14 protein-coding genes and 1 tRNA gene are annotated in these 15398 nt (G+C 55.8%); 10 read left to right on the forward strand and 5 right to left on the reverse strand.

What is annotated here, in order from left to right; genetic code table 11:
* Positions 1-17: 17 nt before the first annotated feature.
* The 5 genes from DS906_RS15680 to DS906_RS15700 all read left to right on the forward strand — a co-directional run bounded on the left by DS906_RS15680 (position 18) and on the right by DS906_RS15700 (position 4641).
* Complete coding sequence (locus tag DS906_RS15680; protein ID WP_113791047.1) at positions 18-944, forward strand: histone deacetylase family protein; 927 nt, start codon at positions 18-20, stop codon at positions 942-944.
* A complete protein-coding gene (locus DS906_RS15685; RefSeq protein ID WP_058272726.1) occupies positions 941-1183 on the forward strand; it encodes an exodeoxyribonuclease VII small subunit in 243 nt (80 codons plus the stop codon). Before DS906_RS15680 ends, DS906_RS15685 begins: the two co-directional genes overlap by 4 nt.
* Positions 1184-2050, forward strand: coding sequence for a polyprenyl synthetase family protein (locus DS906_RS15690; protein ID WP_113791048.1), 867 nt, complete (start codon positions 1184-1186; stop codon positions 2048-2050).
* 14 nt (positions 2051-2064) lie between these two features.
* Entirely contained in the window at positions 2065-3993 is a 1929-nt protein-coding gene (gene dxs, locus DS906_RS15695; protein ID WP_113791049.1) for a 1-deoxy-D-xylulose-5-phosphate synthase, read from the forward strand.
* Positions 3994-4206: 213 nt separating this feature from the next.
* A complete protein-coding gene (locus DS906_RS15700) occupies positions 4207-4641 on the forward strand; it encodes a hypothetical protein (RefSeq protein ID WP_147235279.1) in 435 nt (144 codons plus the stop codon).
* A 78-nt stretch (positions 4642-4719) separates the two neighbouring features.
* On the opposite strand, the gene bfr is transcribed toward DS906_RS15700, so the two are convergent.
* Both bfr and DS906_RS15710 read right to left on the reverse strand, forming a co-directional pair.
* Positions 4720-5205 (reverse strand): bacterioferritin, encoded by a 486-nt coding sequence (gene bfr / locus DS906_RS15705; RefSeq protein ID WP_108860610.1) that lies wholly within the window; start codon positions 5203-5205, stop codon positions 4720-4722.
* Positions 5206-5554: 349 nt separating this feature from the next.
* Positions 5555-5630, reverse strand: a tRNA-Thr gene (locus DS906_RS15710).
* 223 nt (positions 5631-5853) lie between these two features.
* Between DS906_RS15710 and DS906_RS15715 the strand changes: the two genes are divergently transcribed.
* The 4 genes from DS906_RS15715 to arsB are packed head-to-tail and all read left to right on the forward strand — an operon-like array spanning position 5854 to position 9963.
* Positions 5854-6687: a helix-turn-helix domain-containing protein gene (locus DS906_RS15715; protein ID WP_113791051.1), complete on the forward strand. Its 834-nt coding sequence runs from the start codon at positions 5854-5856 to the stop codon at positions 6685-6687.
* Positions 6684-7682: an ArsJ-associated glyceraldehyde-3-phosphate dehydrogenase gene (locus DS906_RS15720; RefSeq protein WP_113791052.1), complete on the forward strand. Its 999-nt coding sequence runs from the start codon at positions 6684-6686 to the stop codon at positions 7680-7682. Before DS906_RS15715 ends, DS906_RS15720 begins: the two co-directional genes overlap by 4 nt.
* A 17-nt stretch (positions 7683-7699) precedes the next feature.
* Positions 7700-8944 carry an organoarsenical effux MFS transporter ArsJ gene (gene arsJ / locus DS906_RS15725; protein WP_369935047.1) on the forward strand — a complete coding sequence of 415 codons (1245 nt, stop codon included), beginning with the start codon at positions 7700-7702 and terminating at the stop codon, positions 8942-8944.
* Positions 8941-9963 (forward strand): ACR3 family arsenite efflux transporter, encoded by a 1023-nt coding sequence (arsB, locus tag DS906_RS15730; RefSeq protein WP_113791054.1) that lies wholly within the window; start codon positions 8941-8943, stop codon positions 9961-9963. Before arsJ ends, arsB begins: the two co-directional genes overlap by 4 nt.
* A 26-nt stretch (positions 9964-9989) precedes the next feature.
* On the opposite strand, the gene glf is transcribed toward arsB, so the two are convergent.
* From glf to DS906_RS15745, 3 genes are read right to left on the reverse strand one after another with little or no spacing between them, the layout of a single operon-like run.
* Positions 9990-11138: a UDP-galactopyranose mutase gene (gene glf, locus DS906_RS15735; RefSeq protein ID WP_113791055.1), complete on the reverse strand. Its 1149-nt coding sequence runs from the start codon at positions 11136-11138 to the stop codon at positions 9990-9992.
* A gap of 1 nt (position 11139) precedes the next feature.
* Positions 11140-12030, reverse strand: a complete 891-nt coding sequence (locus DS906_RS15740) for a hypothetical protein (protein WP_113791056.1) — start codon at positions 12028-12030, stop codon at positions 11140-11142.
* The gene (locus DS906_RS15745) at positions 12027-12827 is read right to left on the reverse strand and encodes a glycosyltransferase family 25 protein (protein WP_158541337.1); all 801 of its coding nucleotides are present in this window, start codon (positions 12825-12827) and stop codon (positions 12027-12029) included. The genes DS906_RS15740 and DS906_RS15745 overlap by 4 nt, the downstream gene beginning before the upstream one ends.
* A gap of 588 nt (positions 12828-13415) precedes the next feature.
* On the opposite strand from DS906_RS15745, the gene DS906_RS15750 reads away from it, so the two are divergent.
* Positions 13416-15212 carry an ABC transporter ATP-binding protein gene (locus DS906_RS15750; RefSeq protein WP_113791058.1) on the forward strand — a complete coding sequence of 599 codons (1797 nt, stop codon included), beginning with the start codon at positions 13416-13418 and terminating at the stop codon, positions 15210-15212.
* Positions 15213-15398 lie beyond the last annotated feature (186 nt).

The raw sequence follows: 15398 nt of genomic DNA on the forward strand, positions 1-15398 counted from the left end.
ATGAAGATGGGATCCCGATGACAACCGCCCTTTTGACCCATGCCGATTGCCTTGATCACGTGACACCGCAAGGTCACCCCGAGAGGGTGGCGCGGTTGGAGCATATTCTGCATGCGCTGGAAGAGTTGGACCTGAAGCGCGTGACCGCCCCTTTGGCCGCAGATGACGACCTGCTACGTGTGCACCCTGAAAGCCATATCCGCGATATCCGTGACGCAAGGCCAGCCGAGGGATTTAAACAGATTGACGGGGACACATTCATGTCTTCGGGTTCGATGGATGCGGCTTACCGGGCAGCCGGTGCGGTCGTGCGTGCGGTGGACATGGTTTTGGGCGGTGACGTTCAGAATGCCTTTTGCGCGATCCGCCCGCCCGGTCACCATGCCGAAACGGAAACAGCGATGGGCTTCTGCCTGTTTGGCAATGCAGCGCTGGCGGCCAAGCATTCGTTGGATCATCATGGATTGAATCGCGTAGCTGTTGTCGATTTTGACGTTCACCACGGAAACGGCACGCAGGATCTGCTGTGGGATGAAAGTCGTGCACTGGTGATCACCAGCCAGCAGATGCCTTTGTGGCCTGGTTCGGGTCGCCCGGATGAGACCGGTGCCTATGAAACGGTGTTGAATATCCCTCTGGCCCCTGGCTCGGGTGGGGCCGAGATGCGGACAGCTTACGAAATGCAAGCCTTCCCGCGACTGCGTGCATTCAAGCCAGAACTGATTATCATCTCGGCAGGCTTTGACGCGCATCAGGACGATCCGCTGGCGAATTTGAACTGGTCTACAGGCGATTTTGCTTGGGTCACGGCTGAGCTGTGCAAGATTGCGGGTGAGCTGTGTGAGGGCCGTATCGTCTCGACTTTGGAAGGCGGGTATGATCTGAACGCACTTGCCGAGGCCACTCGTGCCCATGTGGAAGAACTGATGAAGGCAGCCCGATGACCGATACTCCTGTTGATCAGATGACATTCGAACAAGCCATGAAAGAGCTTGAGGCCGTTGTCGGCCAGCTGGAGCGTGGTGACGTGGCGCTGGATCAGTCCATTGCGCTGTATGAGCGCGGTGCCGCGTTGAAGAAACGCTGCGAAGACGAATTGAAGCGGGCTGAAGAAAAGGTCGCAGCCATTACTTTGGATGCCAATGGGCAGCCAACCGGGACGACGCCTGTCGAAGGTCAGTAAATGTTCAAGGAAATTCTGGCGCAGGATGCCGCGCGGATTCAGGCTCAATTCGATCTGGTCCTGAGCGCGCTGGACGAATTGGATGTTACGCGGGCGATGGCCTACACCACACAAGGCGGTAAACGATTGCGCGGGTTTCTGGTTCTGGAAAGCGCACGACTTCATGACATTGGTGCAACGCAGGCAATCTGGCCTGCGGTCGGGATTGAGGCGCTACACGCCTATTCGCTAGTCCATGATGACCTTCCTTGCATGGATGATGATGATCTGCGGCGCGGACGCCCGACCGTGCACGTAAAATGGGACGAGGGCACCGCCGTTCTGGCCGGTGATGCGCTGCAGACGTTGGCCTTTGAGCTGTGTACCCGGCCCGAGGTCGGGAATGCAGAGATTCGTTCTGAATTGGCTCTAACACTGGCCAAAGCAAGTGGTGCGCAGGGAATGGTGCTGGGTCAGGCGCTCGATATGGCGGCTGAAACAGCGGCCGCGCCCCTGACACTGAAGCAGATCACCACACTTCAGGCTGGTAAAACCGGCGCTCTGATTGAATGGTCCGCCTGCGCCGGTGCGCGTTTGGCCCAGGTAAATCCCGAACCCTTGCGCCAATATGCCCAGGCGCTTGGCCTTGCTTTTCAGATCGCTGATGACATTCTTGATGTGGAAGGTGATGCCGAGAAGGCCGGCAAAAGATTGCAAAAGGACGCCGAGGCAGGCAAAGCCACGTTTGTTTCGCTTTTGGGTCTGAACGCCGCGAAATCCCGCGCCGTAGAACTGGTCGATCAGGCCTGCGCCGCGGTGGATGGATACGGTGCTAAGGCTGAAACCTTGAAGGACGCGGCACGCTTCGTTATTGCCCGGGACAGCTAAGCCAGGAACGCCACATGTCTGACCGCCCGAACACGCCCCTGCTGGACCTTGTGAACCGCCCTGCGGATCTCAAGCAGTTTTCGGACGCACAGTTGCATCAGTTGGCGCAGGAATTGCGGACCGAGACGATCTCGGCCGTGTCTGTCACCGGCGGACATCTGGGCGCAGGCCTGGGCGTGGTGGAATTGACGACCGCCCTGCACGCCGTGTTCGACACGCCGCGCGACAAGATCATCTGGGACGTTGGTCATCAGTGTTATCCGCACAAAATCCTGACCGAGCGGCGCGACCGTATCCGTACCCTTCGCATGAAAGATGGCCTCAGCGGTTTTACCAAACGCAGCGAAAGCCCCTATGACCCGTTTGGTGCAGCACACAGTTCAACCTCGATCAGTGCAGCGCTGGGGTTTGCCGTTGCCCGCGATCTGGGCGGTGTGACGCCCGAAGGGTTGGGTGACGCGATTGCCGTGATCGGTGACGGGTCGATGTCTGCCGGCATGGCCTTTGAGGCGATGAACAACGCGGGTCACCTGAAAAAACGCCTGATCGTCATTCTGAATGACAACGAGATGAGCATCGCCCCGCCAGTTGGGGCGCTGTCCAATTACCTGTCGCGCATGTACGCCGAAGAGCCGTTTCACGATCTGAAAGCCGCCGCCAAAGGCGCAGTGTCTTTGTTGCCGGAACCCTTCCGAGAAGGGGCAAAACGGGCCAAGGAGATGCTCAAAGGCATGGCCGTGGGCGGCACATTGTTTGAGGAGCTGGGCTTTTCCTATCTCGGTCCGATTGACGGGCACGATATGGATCAACTTCTGCCTGTCCTGCGCACGGTCAAGGCCCGCGCGACCGGCCCGATCCTGATTCATGTGCTGACAAAGAAGGGCAAGGGATACGCGCCAGCCGAACAAGCCCGCGACAAGGGCCACGCCACGGCGAAATTCGACGTGGTGACGGGCGAGCAAAAGAAAGCGCCGTCGAACGCGCCGTCTTATACCTCGGTCTTTGGCAAAACCCTGGTGGAAGAGGCCGCGCGCGATGACAAAATCGTTGCTGTCACCGCCGCGATGCCCGACGGCACTGGGTTAAACTTGTTTGCGGAACGCTACCCGTCACGCTGTTTCGATGTGGCGATTGCCGAACAGCACGGCGTGACCTTCGCCGCCGCTCTCGCCGCCGGCGGGATGAAGCCCTTCTGTGCAATTTATTCCACGTTTTTGCAGCGTGGGTACGATCAGGTCGTGCATGACGTAGCCATTCAGCGCCTGCCGGTTCGTTTTGCGATCGACCGTGCGGGTTTGGTGGGCGCGGATGGCGCGACCCATGCGGGGTCGTTCGATATCGCCTATTTGTCCAACCTGCCCGGCATCGTGGTCATGGCCGCGGCGGATGAGGCCGAGTTGGTGCATATGGTGGCCACCGCCGTCGCGCATAATGAAGGCCCGATTGCCTTCCGCTATCCTCGCGGCGAAGGTGTCGGCGTCGACTTGCCGGAACGTGGCGAGGTTCTGGAAATCGGCAAAGGCCGGATCATCCAAGAAGGCGCACGGGTCGCGCTGTTGTCCTTCGGGACACGGCTGGCCGAAGTGCAGAAAGCGGCCGAAGCTTTGACTGCGCGTGGGATCACCCCCACTATCGCCGACGCTCGTTTTGCCAAACCGCTGGACCGCGATCTGATATTGGATCTGGCCGCCAACCACGAGGCGCTGATCACTATTGAAGAAGGTGCCATAGGCGGCTTTGGCAGCCATGTTGCCCAGCTTTTGGCCGATGAGGGCGTCTTTGATCAAGGCCTCAAGTACCGTTCAATGGTTTTGCCCGATACCTTTATCGACCAGGCCAACCCCGCTGATATGTATACAGTAGCGGGCCTGAATGCCGAACAGATCGAGGCCAAAGTGCTATCCGTTCTGGGTGTTGCAACCATCGGCGAAAAACGCGCCTGAGGCACGACGCTAACCAACTGAATTTCACCGTTGTTTGAAAATCCGTAAGTACCGTTTTTGGCGTAGTTTTCGGAAAGCCGTCGAATTCATCCGGTTTCGGGTGAGTCCTTGAGAGCACAGAAACCACTTGCGTCCCGGCGCGCCGTTCCTGCACGCCCGCTTTTCTGATAGTGGTAAGAAAAACGAAAACTCCACCCTTGAGCAGGCGGGCGGATGAGAAACACGATAGCAGCGTTGGCGACGCTCGTTCTGATGAGCATGCCGGCAAGTTCAAAAGAGATTCAAGTTGGCAATGATCCGGGTGGGCGGATTGTGGATCGCATGGTTCAGATCGAAATCGCCAACCGGACCAACGCGCAATTCCAGATCAACGGGGACTATTGCCACTCTAGCTGCACCATGCTGCTGGGTGCGGACGATGTTTGCGTTTCGCCCGAGACGATCTTTGGCTTTCACGGCCCCCATCACCCGAACCGAACGAAAATGACAGCAGATGAGTTCGACAGAAAAAGCGCGTCACTATCCAGCTACTACCCAAATCCGGTCAGAAACTGGTTCATGTCCAAAGCGCGGTTCGCCGGACCAAATGAGCTTTTGTTCGTGACCGGTGAGTACCTGATAGGTCTCGGCGTGCAGGAATGTGCTTAGGGCAACGACGCCCTAATCCTGCAACCACCCGCTGATAGGAACCCCGATGCCCGCGGCCATCGTCGCCAACACGACCACCTATTCGGCGTCTTCCATTTTGGTTGCATTGAGTTGCGCGAAAAGTTCGGGCCCGACGCGATCATACAGTTCGATCTGAGTTTCCAGAAAGTCGATATGACCTTCCTCATCCGACATCAAGCTTTCGAACAATCCCATCGAGACATAGTCTCCTGCCTCTTTGCAGACATCCCGCGCCTCTTTGTACAGTGCGCGCGCGCTTTGTTCCGCCGCAAGATCGCATTCCAGCGTTTCCCGGGGGTTTTCGCCGATCCGCAGGGGATCAAGTTTTTGCAGGTTGGGATGACCTTCCAGGAAAATGATCCGTTCGATCAGTTTGTCGGCGTGTTCCATCTCTTCAATGGATTCTTCTCGGCTTTTCTTGGCCATGCTGCCAAGGCCCCAATCGTCTTGCAGGCGATAATGCAACCAGTATTGGCTGACGGCCGTTAGTTCGTGGCGCAGAGCTTTGTTCAGGTATTCAATTACCTTTTTGTCACCTTTCATGATGAAACTCCTTGGCTGTGTCAAAAAAACTGGCGTGGAAACAACTTTTTAGCTGAATGCTACCACCAGAGCAGCAGATCCCAAAGCATTCAAATATATGTTTTGAAACAGGTATTTGGGGTTATCCTGACGATTCTCATTTGGAAAAGAACAGGTCATCTAAGAGTGTTCTTCCCGCGCGTATGCGATGCCTTACACCTAACTACCGATAGAGCGCATAGGTCAGGAGGATCGTACTCACGCAGGCAAAAACACCCGAGCGCACGCTTCCGATGGTGGCCCAAAGGGTCGAACGAAACATGAGATTACTAGGTAGGCCGCTAGTTTAGCATAACTATACAGGGAAAAATGGTGCCTCAAGAGGGACTCGAACCCCCGACCTTGTCCTTACGAAGGACCTGCTCTACCAGCTGAGCTATTGAGGCAAGCGACGGTTCCTTTAAACCCTCGGGCAGATGCGTGCAAGTCTCGATGTCCTTGGACGCCTACCGGTGTGTAACGGTGATTCCCGCAGCTCAGATCGCCTGAAACCCATTCCATCACCACGCTCCAGCCAGAATATCACGCCTATTCGGACGCTTACACTCACCTTCGATGGTCGTGTAATTTCGGTTGACTGATTTGTCTTATTTTAATATTTCATGAAATATGATAGAACAGATAGCAGACCAATTGGCCATCCTGGGTCATCCGCAGCGTATCCTTGTGTTTCGCATGCTCATGCGACGTTTTCCTGACAGCGTCCCGGCAGGAGAGCTGGCAGCGGAACTCGACGTGAAGGCCAGCACCTTGTCGAACTATCTGAACGCGCTTCAGCGTTCTGGGCTGGTCGCGCAGGAACGTTCCGGCACGTCACTGCTATATTCGATTGAAATGAAAAACGTGCAACAGATGCTCGATTATCTGATCGTCGATTGCTGTCGCGGTCGCCCTGATATCTGCATGCCATTTGCTCCAGAAAATACGGCGGCGACGGATCGGAAGTTCAACGTCTTGTTTTTGTGTGTGGGCAATTCTGCCCGCTCGATTTTTGCGGAATCCCTACTGCGCTCGCTGGGGGGTGACCGGTTCAACGTTTACTCAGCCGGTACGCAGCCCACATCCGCGCTCAACCCGATGGCCGTGCAAGTTTTGGACGACAAAGGGCACGACACATCCATCCTGCGGTCCAAGAACATATCCGAATTTGCATCCCCCGGCGCGCCCGAGATGGATTTCGTCTTCACCGTCTGCAATCAGGCCGCGAATGAGGAATGTCCCGCCTGGGAAGGCCAGCCAATCAGCGGCCATTGGGGCATGCCGGACCCGGTCAGGGCAGAGGGCACGGATGCCGAAAAAAGCCTTGCATTTCAACATGCATATGGCGCGCTTAAGCGCCGGATTGAGGCCTTTACGTCTTTGCCGGTCCAAAGCCTCGACCGGATCGCACTGCAAACTGCTGTTGATGACATCGGCAGGACGCCCACTGAGGACATGAAATGACGACTTATGCTGTGAACGGATTGGGCCGGATGGGAAAACTGGCCTTGAAACCGCTGCTCGACAAAGGCGCCAAGATCGCCTGGATCAATGATGCGGTGGGTGACCCCGAAATGCACGCGCACCTGCTGGAGTTTGACACGGTCCATGGCCGCTGGGATGCCACGTTCGCGCATGATGCCGACAGCGTTTCGATCAACGGCACGCGTCTGCCCTTTATCGGCACCAGGGATTTGGCTGACCTGCCGCTGGACGGTGTCGATGTGGTGATCGACTGCACCGGTATCTTCAAGACCGAGGCCAGGCTGGCCCCCTATTTTGAGGCGGGCGTGAAGAAGGTTGTTGTCTCGGCCCCCGTCAAGGATGGCCCGACCGCCAACATCGTTATGGGCGTGAATGAGGACACTTATGATCCGGATGTCCACAGCATCGTGACGGCGGCCTCCTGCACCACGAATTGTTTGGCCCCAGTGGTCAAGGTCATCCACGAAAACCTTGGTATTCGCCACGGGTCGATGACCACAATTCACGACGTGACCAACACGCAAACCATCGTGGACCGCCCCGCCAAAGATCTGCGCCGGGCGCGGTCTGCTTTAAACTCTCTGATCCCGACCACCACTGGTTCGGCCACGGCAATCACGCTGATTTACCCGGAACTCACAGGGCGGCTGAACGGTCACGCGGTGCGGGTGCCGTTGCTAAACGCCTCGCTGACGGATTGCGTCTTCGAGGTTGAGCGTGAAACCACCGTCGAAGAAGTCAACGCGCTTTTCAAGGCCGCCGCCGAAGGTGAGTTGAAAGGCATCCTCGGCTATGAGACGCGACCGCTGGTTTCGACCGACTACACCAACGACGAACGGTCCTCGATTGTGGATGCGCCCTCAACCATGGTCGTGAATGGGACACAGGTGAAGATCTATGCCTGGTACGACAATGAAATGGGTTACGCCCATCGTCTGGTCGACGTTGCCCTAATGGTTGGTGCCTCGCTGTGACCCAAAGGCCCGAAGGTATGTCGGCGTATATCACGGTCACGGCAGCCTATTGGACCTTTATGCTGACCGACGGGGTCCTTCGCATGCTGGTGCTGTTGCACTTTCACAGCATGGGATTCTCACCGGTTCAGCTGGCGTACCTGTTTGTTCTGTATGAGATCGCCGGCATGGGTACGAACCTTGCCGCGGGTTGGATCGCGGCGCGGTTCGGGCTGACGTCGACGCTTTATGCCGGGCTGGCACTGCAGATTGGGGCGTTGCTGGTTCTTGCACAATTAGACCCTAATTGGGCAATTCCGGCGAAAGTTGTGTTTGTGATGATCGTGCAAGGGGCCAGCGGGGTAGCAAAGGACCTAGCCAAGATGTCCTCAAAATCCGCCGTCAAACTGCTGGCCCCGACCGAGGGCGGAGGGTTGTTTCGCTGGGTCGCGATTTTGACCGGCTCCAAGAACGCCGTCAAAGGATTTGGGTTTCTGCTTGGGGCGGCACTGTTGGCAACAGTGGGCTTTATGTGGGCCGTTCTGGCAATGGCGATCATACTTGCCGCAATCCTCGTCGCCGTCATCCTGTTCATGCCGACCGGCCTGCCCAAAGGGCGCAAAAGCGCCAAATTCTCTGAGGTCTTCTCGAAATCCGCCAACGTGAATTGGCTGTCCGCCGCTCGTGTCTTCTTGTTTGGCGCGCGGGATGTGTGGTTTGTGGTCGGCATCCCGATCTATTTCTACGCGGTGCTGTCGGACGGAACCGAGGATGGTAACCGTGCCGCATTTTTCATGATCGGCACGTTCATGGCCGTTTGGGTCATACTTTACGGAGCTGTTCAGGCCAGCGCGCCGAAAATCCTGCGTGCAAACGAACGCCCGGAAGGGGATCTTATCCATGCAGCCAAGAATTGGGCCGCGGCATTGTTCAGCGTGCCTGCTGCACTGACCATCGCGGTGCTGCTCTCATCCGGCCCCGAGACATGGCTGACCGTCACGCTGGTCGCGGGCCTATTGGCCTTTGGGGCGATCTTCGCCGTCAATTCAGCGCTGCATTCTTACCTGATCCTGGCCTTTACCAAATCCGAGCGTGTAACGATGGATGTGGGCTTTTACTACATGGCCAACGCGACAGGCCGTCTGGTTGGCACTGTCCTGTCGGGACTTACCTATCAGATTGGCGGGCTTCCACTGGTTCTGGGCACCGCTGCTGCAATGGTCGCGCTGGCCGCCCTTACATCCGGCAAACTAACCGACCAGACAACCGAGGCATATTCATGAGCATCTTCGAACGCTACCTGACCGTCTGGGTCGCGCTGGCCATGGTTGGCGGCGTATTGATCGGACTGGTTGCACCCGGCCTGGTTCAACTGATCGCCTCGGCCGAAGTGGCCAGCGTCAATCTGGTGGTGGCCCTGCTGATCTGGGCGATGGTCTACCCCATGATGGTCGGCGTCGATTTTGGCGCGGTGGCAGGCGTTGCCCGGCAACCACGCGGGCTGATCGTGACGCTGGTTGTCAACTGGTTGATTAAGCCGTTCACCATGGCCTTTCTGGCGGTTCTGTTCTTTGAGCACGTCTTTGCACCATGGATCGAACCTGAAGACGCGGCTCAATACACCGCCGGGCTGATCCTGCTGGGTGCTGCACCGTGCACCGCTATGGTGTTCGTCTGGTCTCAGCTGACTAGGGGCGATGCGACCTATACGCTGGTGCAGGTTTCCGTGAACGACTTGATCATGGTGGTGGCATTCGCCCCAATCGTGGCCTTTCTGCTGGGCGTGACCGACATTCAGGTTCCATGGCAGACACTGGTTCTGGCAACTGTGTTGTATGTGGTATTACCGCTGATCGCCGGCCTGATAACGCGCCGAACATTGGGATCGCCCCAGGCCATCGATGCGTTTTCCGCACGCGTCAAGCCGTGGTCGGTCATGGGCCTGATCGCCACCGTCGTCATCCTGTTCGGTCTGCAGGGGCAAACCATTCAGGCAAAACCGATGGTGATCGTCCTGATCGCCATACCGATCCTGATCCAGAGCTATGGTATCTTCGCTCTGGCTTACGGCGCAGCATATGCCCTAAAGGTGCCGCACCGGATCGCCGCACCCTGCGCAATGATCGGAACGTCGAACTTCTTTGAACTAGCCGTCGCCGTGGCCATCAGCCTGTTCGGATTGAACTCGGGCGCGGCTCTGGCGACGGTTGTAGGCGTTCTGGTTGAGGTCCCGGTGATGCTGTCGCTGGTTGCCTTCGCAAACCGCACACGCGCGCGGTTCCCCGAACCTGCGCCATCGTAGATCTAACTAACGCTCCGTCTTGTGTGTCAGAGAACTGGAACAAAAAACGGCTTTAACCGTTCCTTTTCCGAGATCGCAGACAGCACCGCCCGGGCGGTATCCAGAGACTCGCGGATCGTGACATCCATATCCAGATACCGATAGGTGCCCAGACGGCCAACAAACGTGACGTTTTGGGTGTCTTCGGCCAGCGCAACATACTCACTCAGCAGCGCTTTTTCCTTTACCTGACGGATCGGGTAATAGGGAATGTCATCCGGACCCGCCGCGCGGGAAAACTCGCGATAACAAACCGAGCCTTCGTGCGACTCCCACGGTGCAAAGTGCTTGTGCTCGGTGATCCGAGTAAAGGGCACCTCTTCCTCGCCATAGTTCATCACCGCGCAACCCTGATAGTCGCCATCATAGGTGAACCGTTCGAAATCAAGGGTGCGGTAGCCCAGGCGCCCAAGCTCATAGTCGAAATAGCCATCCAGTGGGCCCGAATAGAACACATGATCGAAGCCATCCGCAATGTTGCGATCGAACATGGTATTCAGCTTCACTGTGATGCCGGGGTGATCGAGGATGCCACCAATCATGTCGGTATAACCGTTCTCGGGCATGCCTTGGAATTTATGGAAAAAGTAATTGTCGTCGTAGTTGAACCGCACTGGCAGACGCTTAAGGATCGACGCCGGCAGCTCGGATGGGTGGCAGCCCCATTGCTTGATCGTGTAGCCCTTAAAAAACGCTTCATACAGATCACGACCGACGAACCGCATCGCCTGTTCCTCGAAACTCTGCGGGTCGGTGATGGATGTATCAGCCTGTTCTTCGGTGATAAACGCGCGCGCCTCGTCCGGACGCATAGTTTTATCGAAGAACTGATTGATCGTATGCAGGTTCACCGGCAGCGAATAGACCTGCCCCCGAGAGGTGGTTTTGACCCGGTTCTTATAGGGCAGGAAGTTGGCGTATTGGTTCACATACTGCCAAACCTCTTCGTCATCCGTGTGGAAGATATGTGGCCCGTACACATGGACCATCACGTCGGTATCGACATCCCGTTCTGTGTGGCAATTTCCACCGATATGGTCACGGCTGTCGACCACGGTGACATCATGTCCCTGTTCCGCAAGTTGCCGACCGATCACGGCCCCAGACAATCCGGCCCCAACCATCAAAAACTGCATATCAGGGGCTTTCCTGTTTCATCGAAATCGTCGTCATATCGAGCGGTTTGATCAGCTGACGGCGGGCAATCTTGAATATACCCGACCGCGCCTCGCTAGCACTGCGGAACTTCGGCAGAACCGACATCCATGCCCGGCACATGCGCCATCCTAACTGCAAACGACCCGAGATGGGTTGCCCACCTTGCAGGATCGCGGCAAAGACGACGGGAACGGTGCGCCGGGACAGATCAAACATCTGTTTCAGAACGGCTTCTTCCTCTTCCGAGCTGAGGTTATTCGACTCGGCCATCGCAACTTTCAGGTTCTTTCCGACCGGCCTTGTGTGGTGCATTGCAATTTCGTCCAGAATCGCGGTCCGAAACGCGCCAGCCTCAGCCCATCGGCACCAGATATAGTCCAGGCCATAGCCGCTCATGGTGCCCTGAAACAGCGGCAGTGCTTTCTTTAGGATATCCTTGTGCAGGCACGGGGCCATGATCTCGATATAGTTTGTGTACCGCAGCACGAAGCCCGGGCATTGGCTGAACACAAAATGCGAGAAATAGCTTTCGGGCGTCAGTGACGGTTGTGCAATACGCAAGCCGTGAACCTGCATGGCATCAAACAGCGCATTTACGTCCGCGGCGCTGATGTCCAGATCGTCATCCGGCAGCCAATAGTAGTCATACTGCTCCAGGTCACGATCCGCGAGGGTTTTGAACAACCCGTCCCATTTACCACCTTTTATCAGCACAGCCTCGACACCGGGTTCAGGTTCGAATGCCGCAAATGCCTCGTCTGAGAAATAGCTGATCAGAAGATCGTAGGTGCGATCTTCATAGGGGATTTCATGCCACCGATGGTGCAATGACTTGTTGCCCGCACGGACAACCACAAGGCTATTCTTCATGCGCGGTTCCGAACCCGATTGCCGGCCTGCATCAGGGGGCCGAGCCCTTCGATCATGTCTGGGTTCAACGGATGGCTCAACCGTCCGTATGTGTACTTTGTCTGATACATTAGATTTCGAACGAATCTGGCCATGGGCGAGCCGGGTTTCATCTTGCTGCGGCAGTGATCGATCGTGCTGTCTGTCTCTTTACGCTCTGCGACCATCTGCTCGGCAAGGGTGAGGATGGGCACATTGTGTTCCCAATAGAATTTCAGATCTATGTCGATGGGGCGCGTAATCGGGGCCTCGATCGCCAAAAGCTGAGCGGCAGCACGACGGCCGATGATGTAACCTGTGGTTCTGGGTGGCAGACGGTCCGACAGGACAAGATCCTGATCCGCAACGGATTTAATAACCTGCCCGTTGTTTCCGGACACGCCATCGATCTTGATCATGACGTCTTCAAAACATTCACCACACTCAGCCAGTTCATTAAAAAATGGCCTGGGGTCCTGCACGAAAGTTGCGTCATCTTCCAAAACAAGACTCACGCAGTCGGAAGAATCTGCGACTTCCTGCCATATTTGGCGATGCCCGAGAGTACAGGCAACTTCGTTGCGGCTGAGCGGGCGCTTAAACTTGATCCGGTTCATATCAGCATCATATAGGTGATGCAGCTCAGAGTTGTTTAGCTGATCTCCGGCAATGGCGTCGCAAAACTCATGGTTCAAGCCAAAGCGGGCAAATTCGCTTTCGCAGAAACGTCGCCGTTCAACGTCTTTCGGCAAACTCAGAATGACGGCCTTAATCGACACTGTTCCATTACCAATAATTTTTTTGCACCGTGTTACTACGGGCCGTATTTACTAAGCACAAGCGCAACTGGTCTATCCTTTTCCCGCGACGCGTCAAGGATTTACTGCGGCAAAAAACCGCCGAAATTTAATCGTTACTCTCGCGCTACAGTAATTTGCCCCTCAATATCAGAGCTTCCATTCTTCCAAACATATACATATCACAATGAAACCAAAAAGAAAATCGCCTGGCCCCATCACGCTGGATAGCAATAGTTTCTGCCAACGCTTCAAGCTGCCCTTCACAATTCAGGAATCTAGTGCAGCAGGAGATGCAAACAAGACGCTATTAAGTTGTGCGGACACCTTCCGGCTTAGACCTAAAAACCCCACGTAGAGGGAGGCGCGCGAAAACCCACAATACATCGCGCGCCCTTGTTGAACGGAAGCATCAAAACCTTGTACAACGCAACGCCAACCCTTATCTGACGAGGCCCCTGCGCAACCTTGTGATTGGGCAACTCTGTCGCGTCATTTGATCTGCCCTTTAGGCGGGAACGATTATAGGTTATCTGAGCGAGCGCATGATTTCACGATCTGGAGAATGCAATGATTAAGCGTGCCTGGACCGAATGGCGATCAGGCTATATGGGCCGCCTCATTGGCGAGAGTTTTTTTGCCCAAGGTCCTCTTTATGCCGTCGCCATTGTTGCGATGATCGCCGTTGCCGCGACCACTGCTGGCTCGGCCTTCATGATGGAATACATCGTTGATGCGATGACCAGCCCCGATATGCGTGAGTGGGCGTTTGCAATCGCTCTAGGCGTTGTTCTCTTGTTTCTGACCAAAGCGGTGGCCTCCTATATCCAGTCTATATACTTGGCGCGTGCGGGGAACCGGATCATTGCGATGCAACAAGACCGCGTGTATCGTAAGCTGTTGCGGCATGGCATTTCGTTCTTCGCCCAGAATGAATCCTCGGATCTACTCATGCGTACGACACACGGTGCGCAAGCTGCCCGAACTTTGATTGATGTGGTGGTTACCGGTTTTGTTCGCGATGCCTTGACCCTGTTGGGTCTGGTAATCGTTATGGTGTACCAGCAGCCCGTGCTGTCCATCATGTTTTTTATTGTCGGACCCGTGGCTTTGCTGGGCGTGCGTTATCTGTTGAAAAGCGTGCGCTCGATCATGCAGCAAGAGTTCAAATCGCTGGCAGAAATTATTCGTGTGCTGCAGGAAACCTCGGCCGGCATCAAGATCATCAAGGTGTTCTCTCTTGAGGATCGGATGATCAACCGTATGGAAACGGCCATCCTCAAGGTCGAAGAACGCTCGAACGATATTGCGCGGCTGCAGTCGATCGCCAGCCCGCTGATGGAATTTTTGGCCGGTCTGGCCGTTGCCGGCGTTCTGGTCGTTTCGACCTTGGGAATTGCGGGCACGGAACAACCAACAGCTGGTCAGTTGATGTCATTTATCACGGCGCTTCTGATGGCTTATGAACCCGCCAAACGTCTATCAAAAATGCGCGTTCAGATTGAGGCGGCCATGGTCGGTGTTGGCATGTTGTTTGGCTTGCTGGATCAAGAAGACACCATGCAGGAAAGCCCCGAAGCCCGCGACCTGTTGAACGGGCCTGGCGAAATCGGCTTGCGCAATGTCACCTTTGGATACCACGGGTCAATTCCGGTAATCGAAAATATGAACGTAACCTTCGAGGCTGGAAAAACCACAGCACTGGTTGGTCAGTCCGGGGGCGGAAAATCGACGATCTTTGGCTTGATCATGCGGTTCTATGACCCTGATGAAGGATCCGTCGAAATAGACGGTCAAAACTTGCAGGACGCCCGCTTTTCTTCGCTCAGAAAAAAGATCTCATATGTAGGTCAGGATACGTTCTTGTTTTCAGCCTCAGTGATGGAAAACTTGCGTTGTTCGGCGCCGGACGCGACGGACGAAGAGGTCATCGAAGCTGCAAAGGCAGCACACGCGCATGACTTCATCTGCGACTTTCCCAATGGCTATGACACTCAGGTTGGTGAAAACGGAACCTTCTTGTCTGGTGGCCAAAAGCAACGGATTGCGATTGCGCGTGCGATCCTTCGCAATGCCGAGATATTGCTGTTAGACGAAGCCACCAGCGCGCTGGACGCAGAATCCGAGGCTCTGGTGAAGTCTGCGCTGGATACATTGACACAGAACATTACCGTGATCGTAATTGCACACAGACTTTCGACCGTTCTGGAGGCCGATAAAATTATCGTTGTTCAGGACGGCGCCGTCATTGAACAGGGCAACCTCGACGAGCTTATGCAGCTCGAAGGTCAGTTCAAAAAACTCTTCGATCAGCAATTCAAAAAACGCGAACCTGTGGCCGAAGCAAAAGCCGAAGTTGCGGAGTGATGTTCCGCAGCTTCGGTCTGCCCACGTCTGCATTCACCTACACTTGGCGTGATGGATAGGACAGACAATGCTCACCTTACACCGGTTAGCACTGGACACCCGAAGTCGGGGCCTCGGCCCAAATTCAGAAGTCTGGATTTCGATCCGACCCAATGACGCAAGCTGTACTCATTTAATGCCAGGCCG

Source organism: Ruegeria sp. A3M17 (assembly GCF_003318255.1).
Lineage (GTDB): Bacteria > Pseudomonadota > Alphaproteobacteria > Rhodobacterales > Rhodobacteraceae > Ruegeria.

Bases quoted from the DNA above. Each gene is read 5' to 3' on its own strand.
- DS906_RS15680 (WP_113791047.1), top strand. From the start codon at position 18: ATGACAACCGCCCTTTTGACCCATGCCGATTGCCTTGATCACGTGACA.
- DS906_RS15685 (WP_058272726.1), top strand. From the start codon at position 941: ATGACCGATACTCCTGTTGATCAGATGACATTCGAACAAGCCATGAAA.
- DS906_RS15690 (WP_113791048.1), top strand. From the start codon at position 1,184: ATGTTCAAGGAAATTCTGGCGCAGGATGCCGCGCGGATTCAGGCTCAA.
- dxs (WP_113791049.1), top strand. From the start codon at position 2,065: ATGTCTGACCGCCCGAACACGCCCCTGCTGGACCTTGTGAACCGCCCT.
- DS906_RS15700 (WP_147235279.1), top strand. From the start codon at position 4,207: ATGAGAAACACGATAGCAGCGTTGGCGACGCTCGTTCTGATGAGCATG.
- bfr (WP_108860610.1), bottom strand. From the start codon at position 5,205: ATGAAAGGTGACAAAAAGGTAATTGAATACCTGAACAAAGCTCTGCGC.
- DS906_RS15715 (WP_113791051.1), top strand. From the start codon at position 5,854: ATGATAGAACAGATAGCAGACCAATTGGCCATCCTGGGTCATCCGCAG.
- DS906_RS15720 (WP_113791052.1), top strand. From the start codon at position 6,684: ATGACGACTTATGCTGTGAACGGATTGGGCCGGATGGGAAAACTGGCC.
- arsJ (WP_369935047.1), top strand. From the start codon at position 7,700: ATGTCGGCGTATATCACGGTCACGGCAGCCTATTGGACCTTTATGCTG.
- arsB (WP_113791054.1), top strand. From the start codon at position 8,941: ATGAGCATCTTCGAACGCTACCTGACCGTCTGGGTCGCGCTGGCCATG.
- glf (WP_113791055.1), bottom strand. From the start codon at position 11,138: ATGCAGTTTTTGATGGTTGGGGCCGGATTGTCTGGGGCCGTGATCGGT.
- DS906_RS15740 (WP_113791056.1), bottom strand. From the start codon at position 12,030: ATGAAGAATAGCCTTGTGGTTGTCCGTGCGGGCAACAAGTCATTGCAC.
- DS906_RS15750 (WP_113791058.1), top strand. From the start codon at position 13,416: ATGATTAAGCGTGCCTGGACCGAATGGCGATCAGGCTATATGGGCCGC.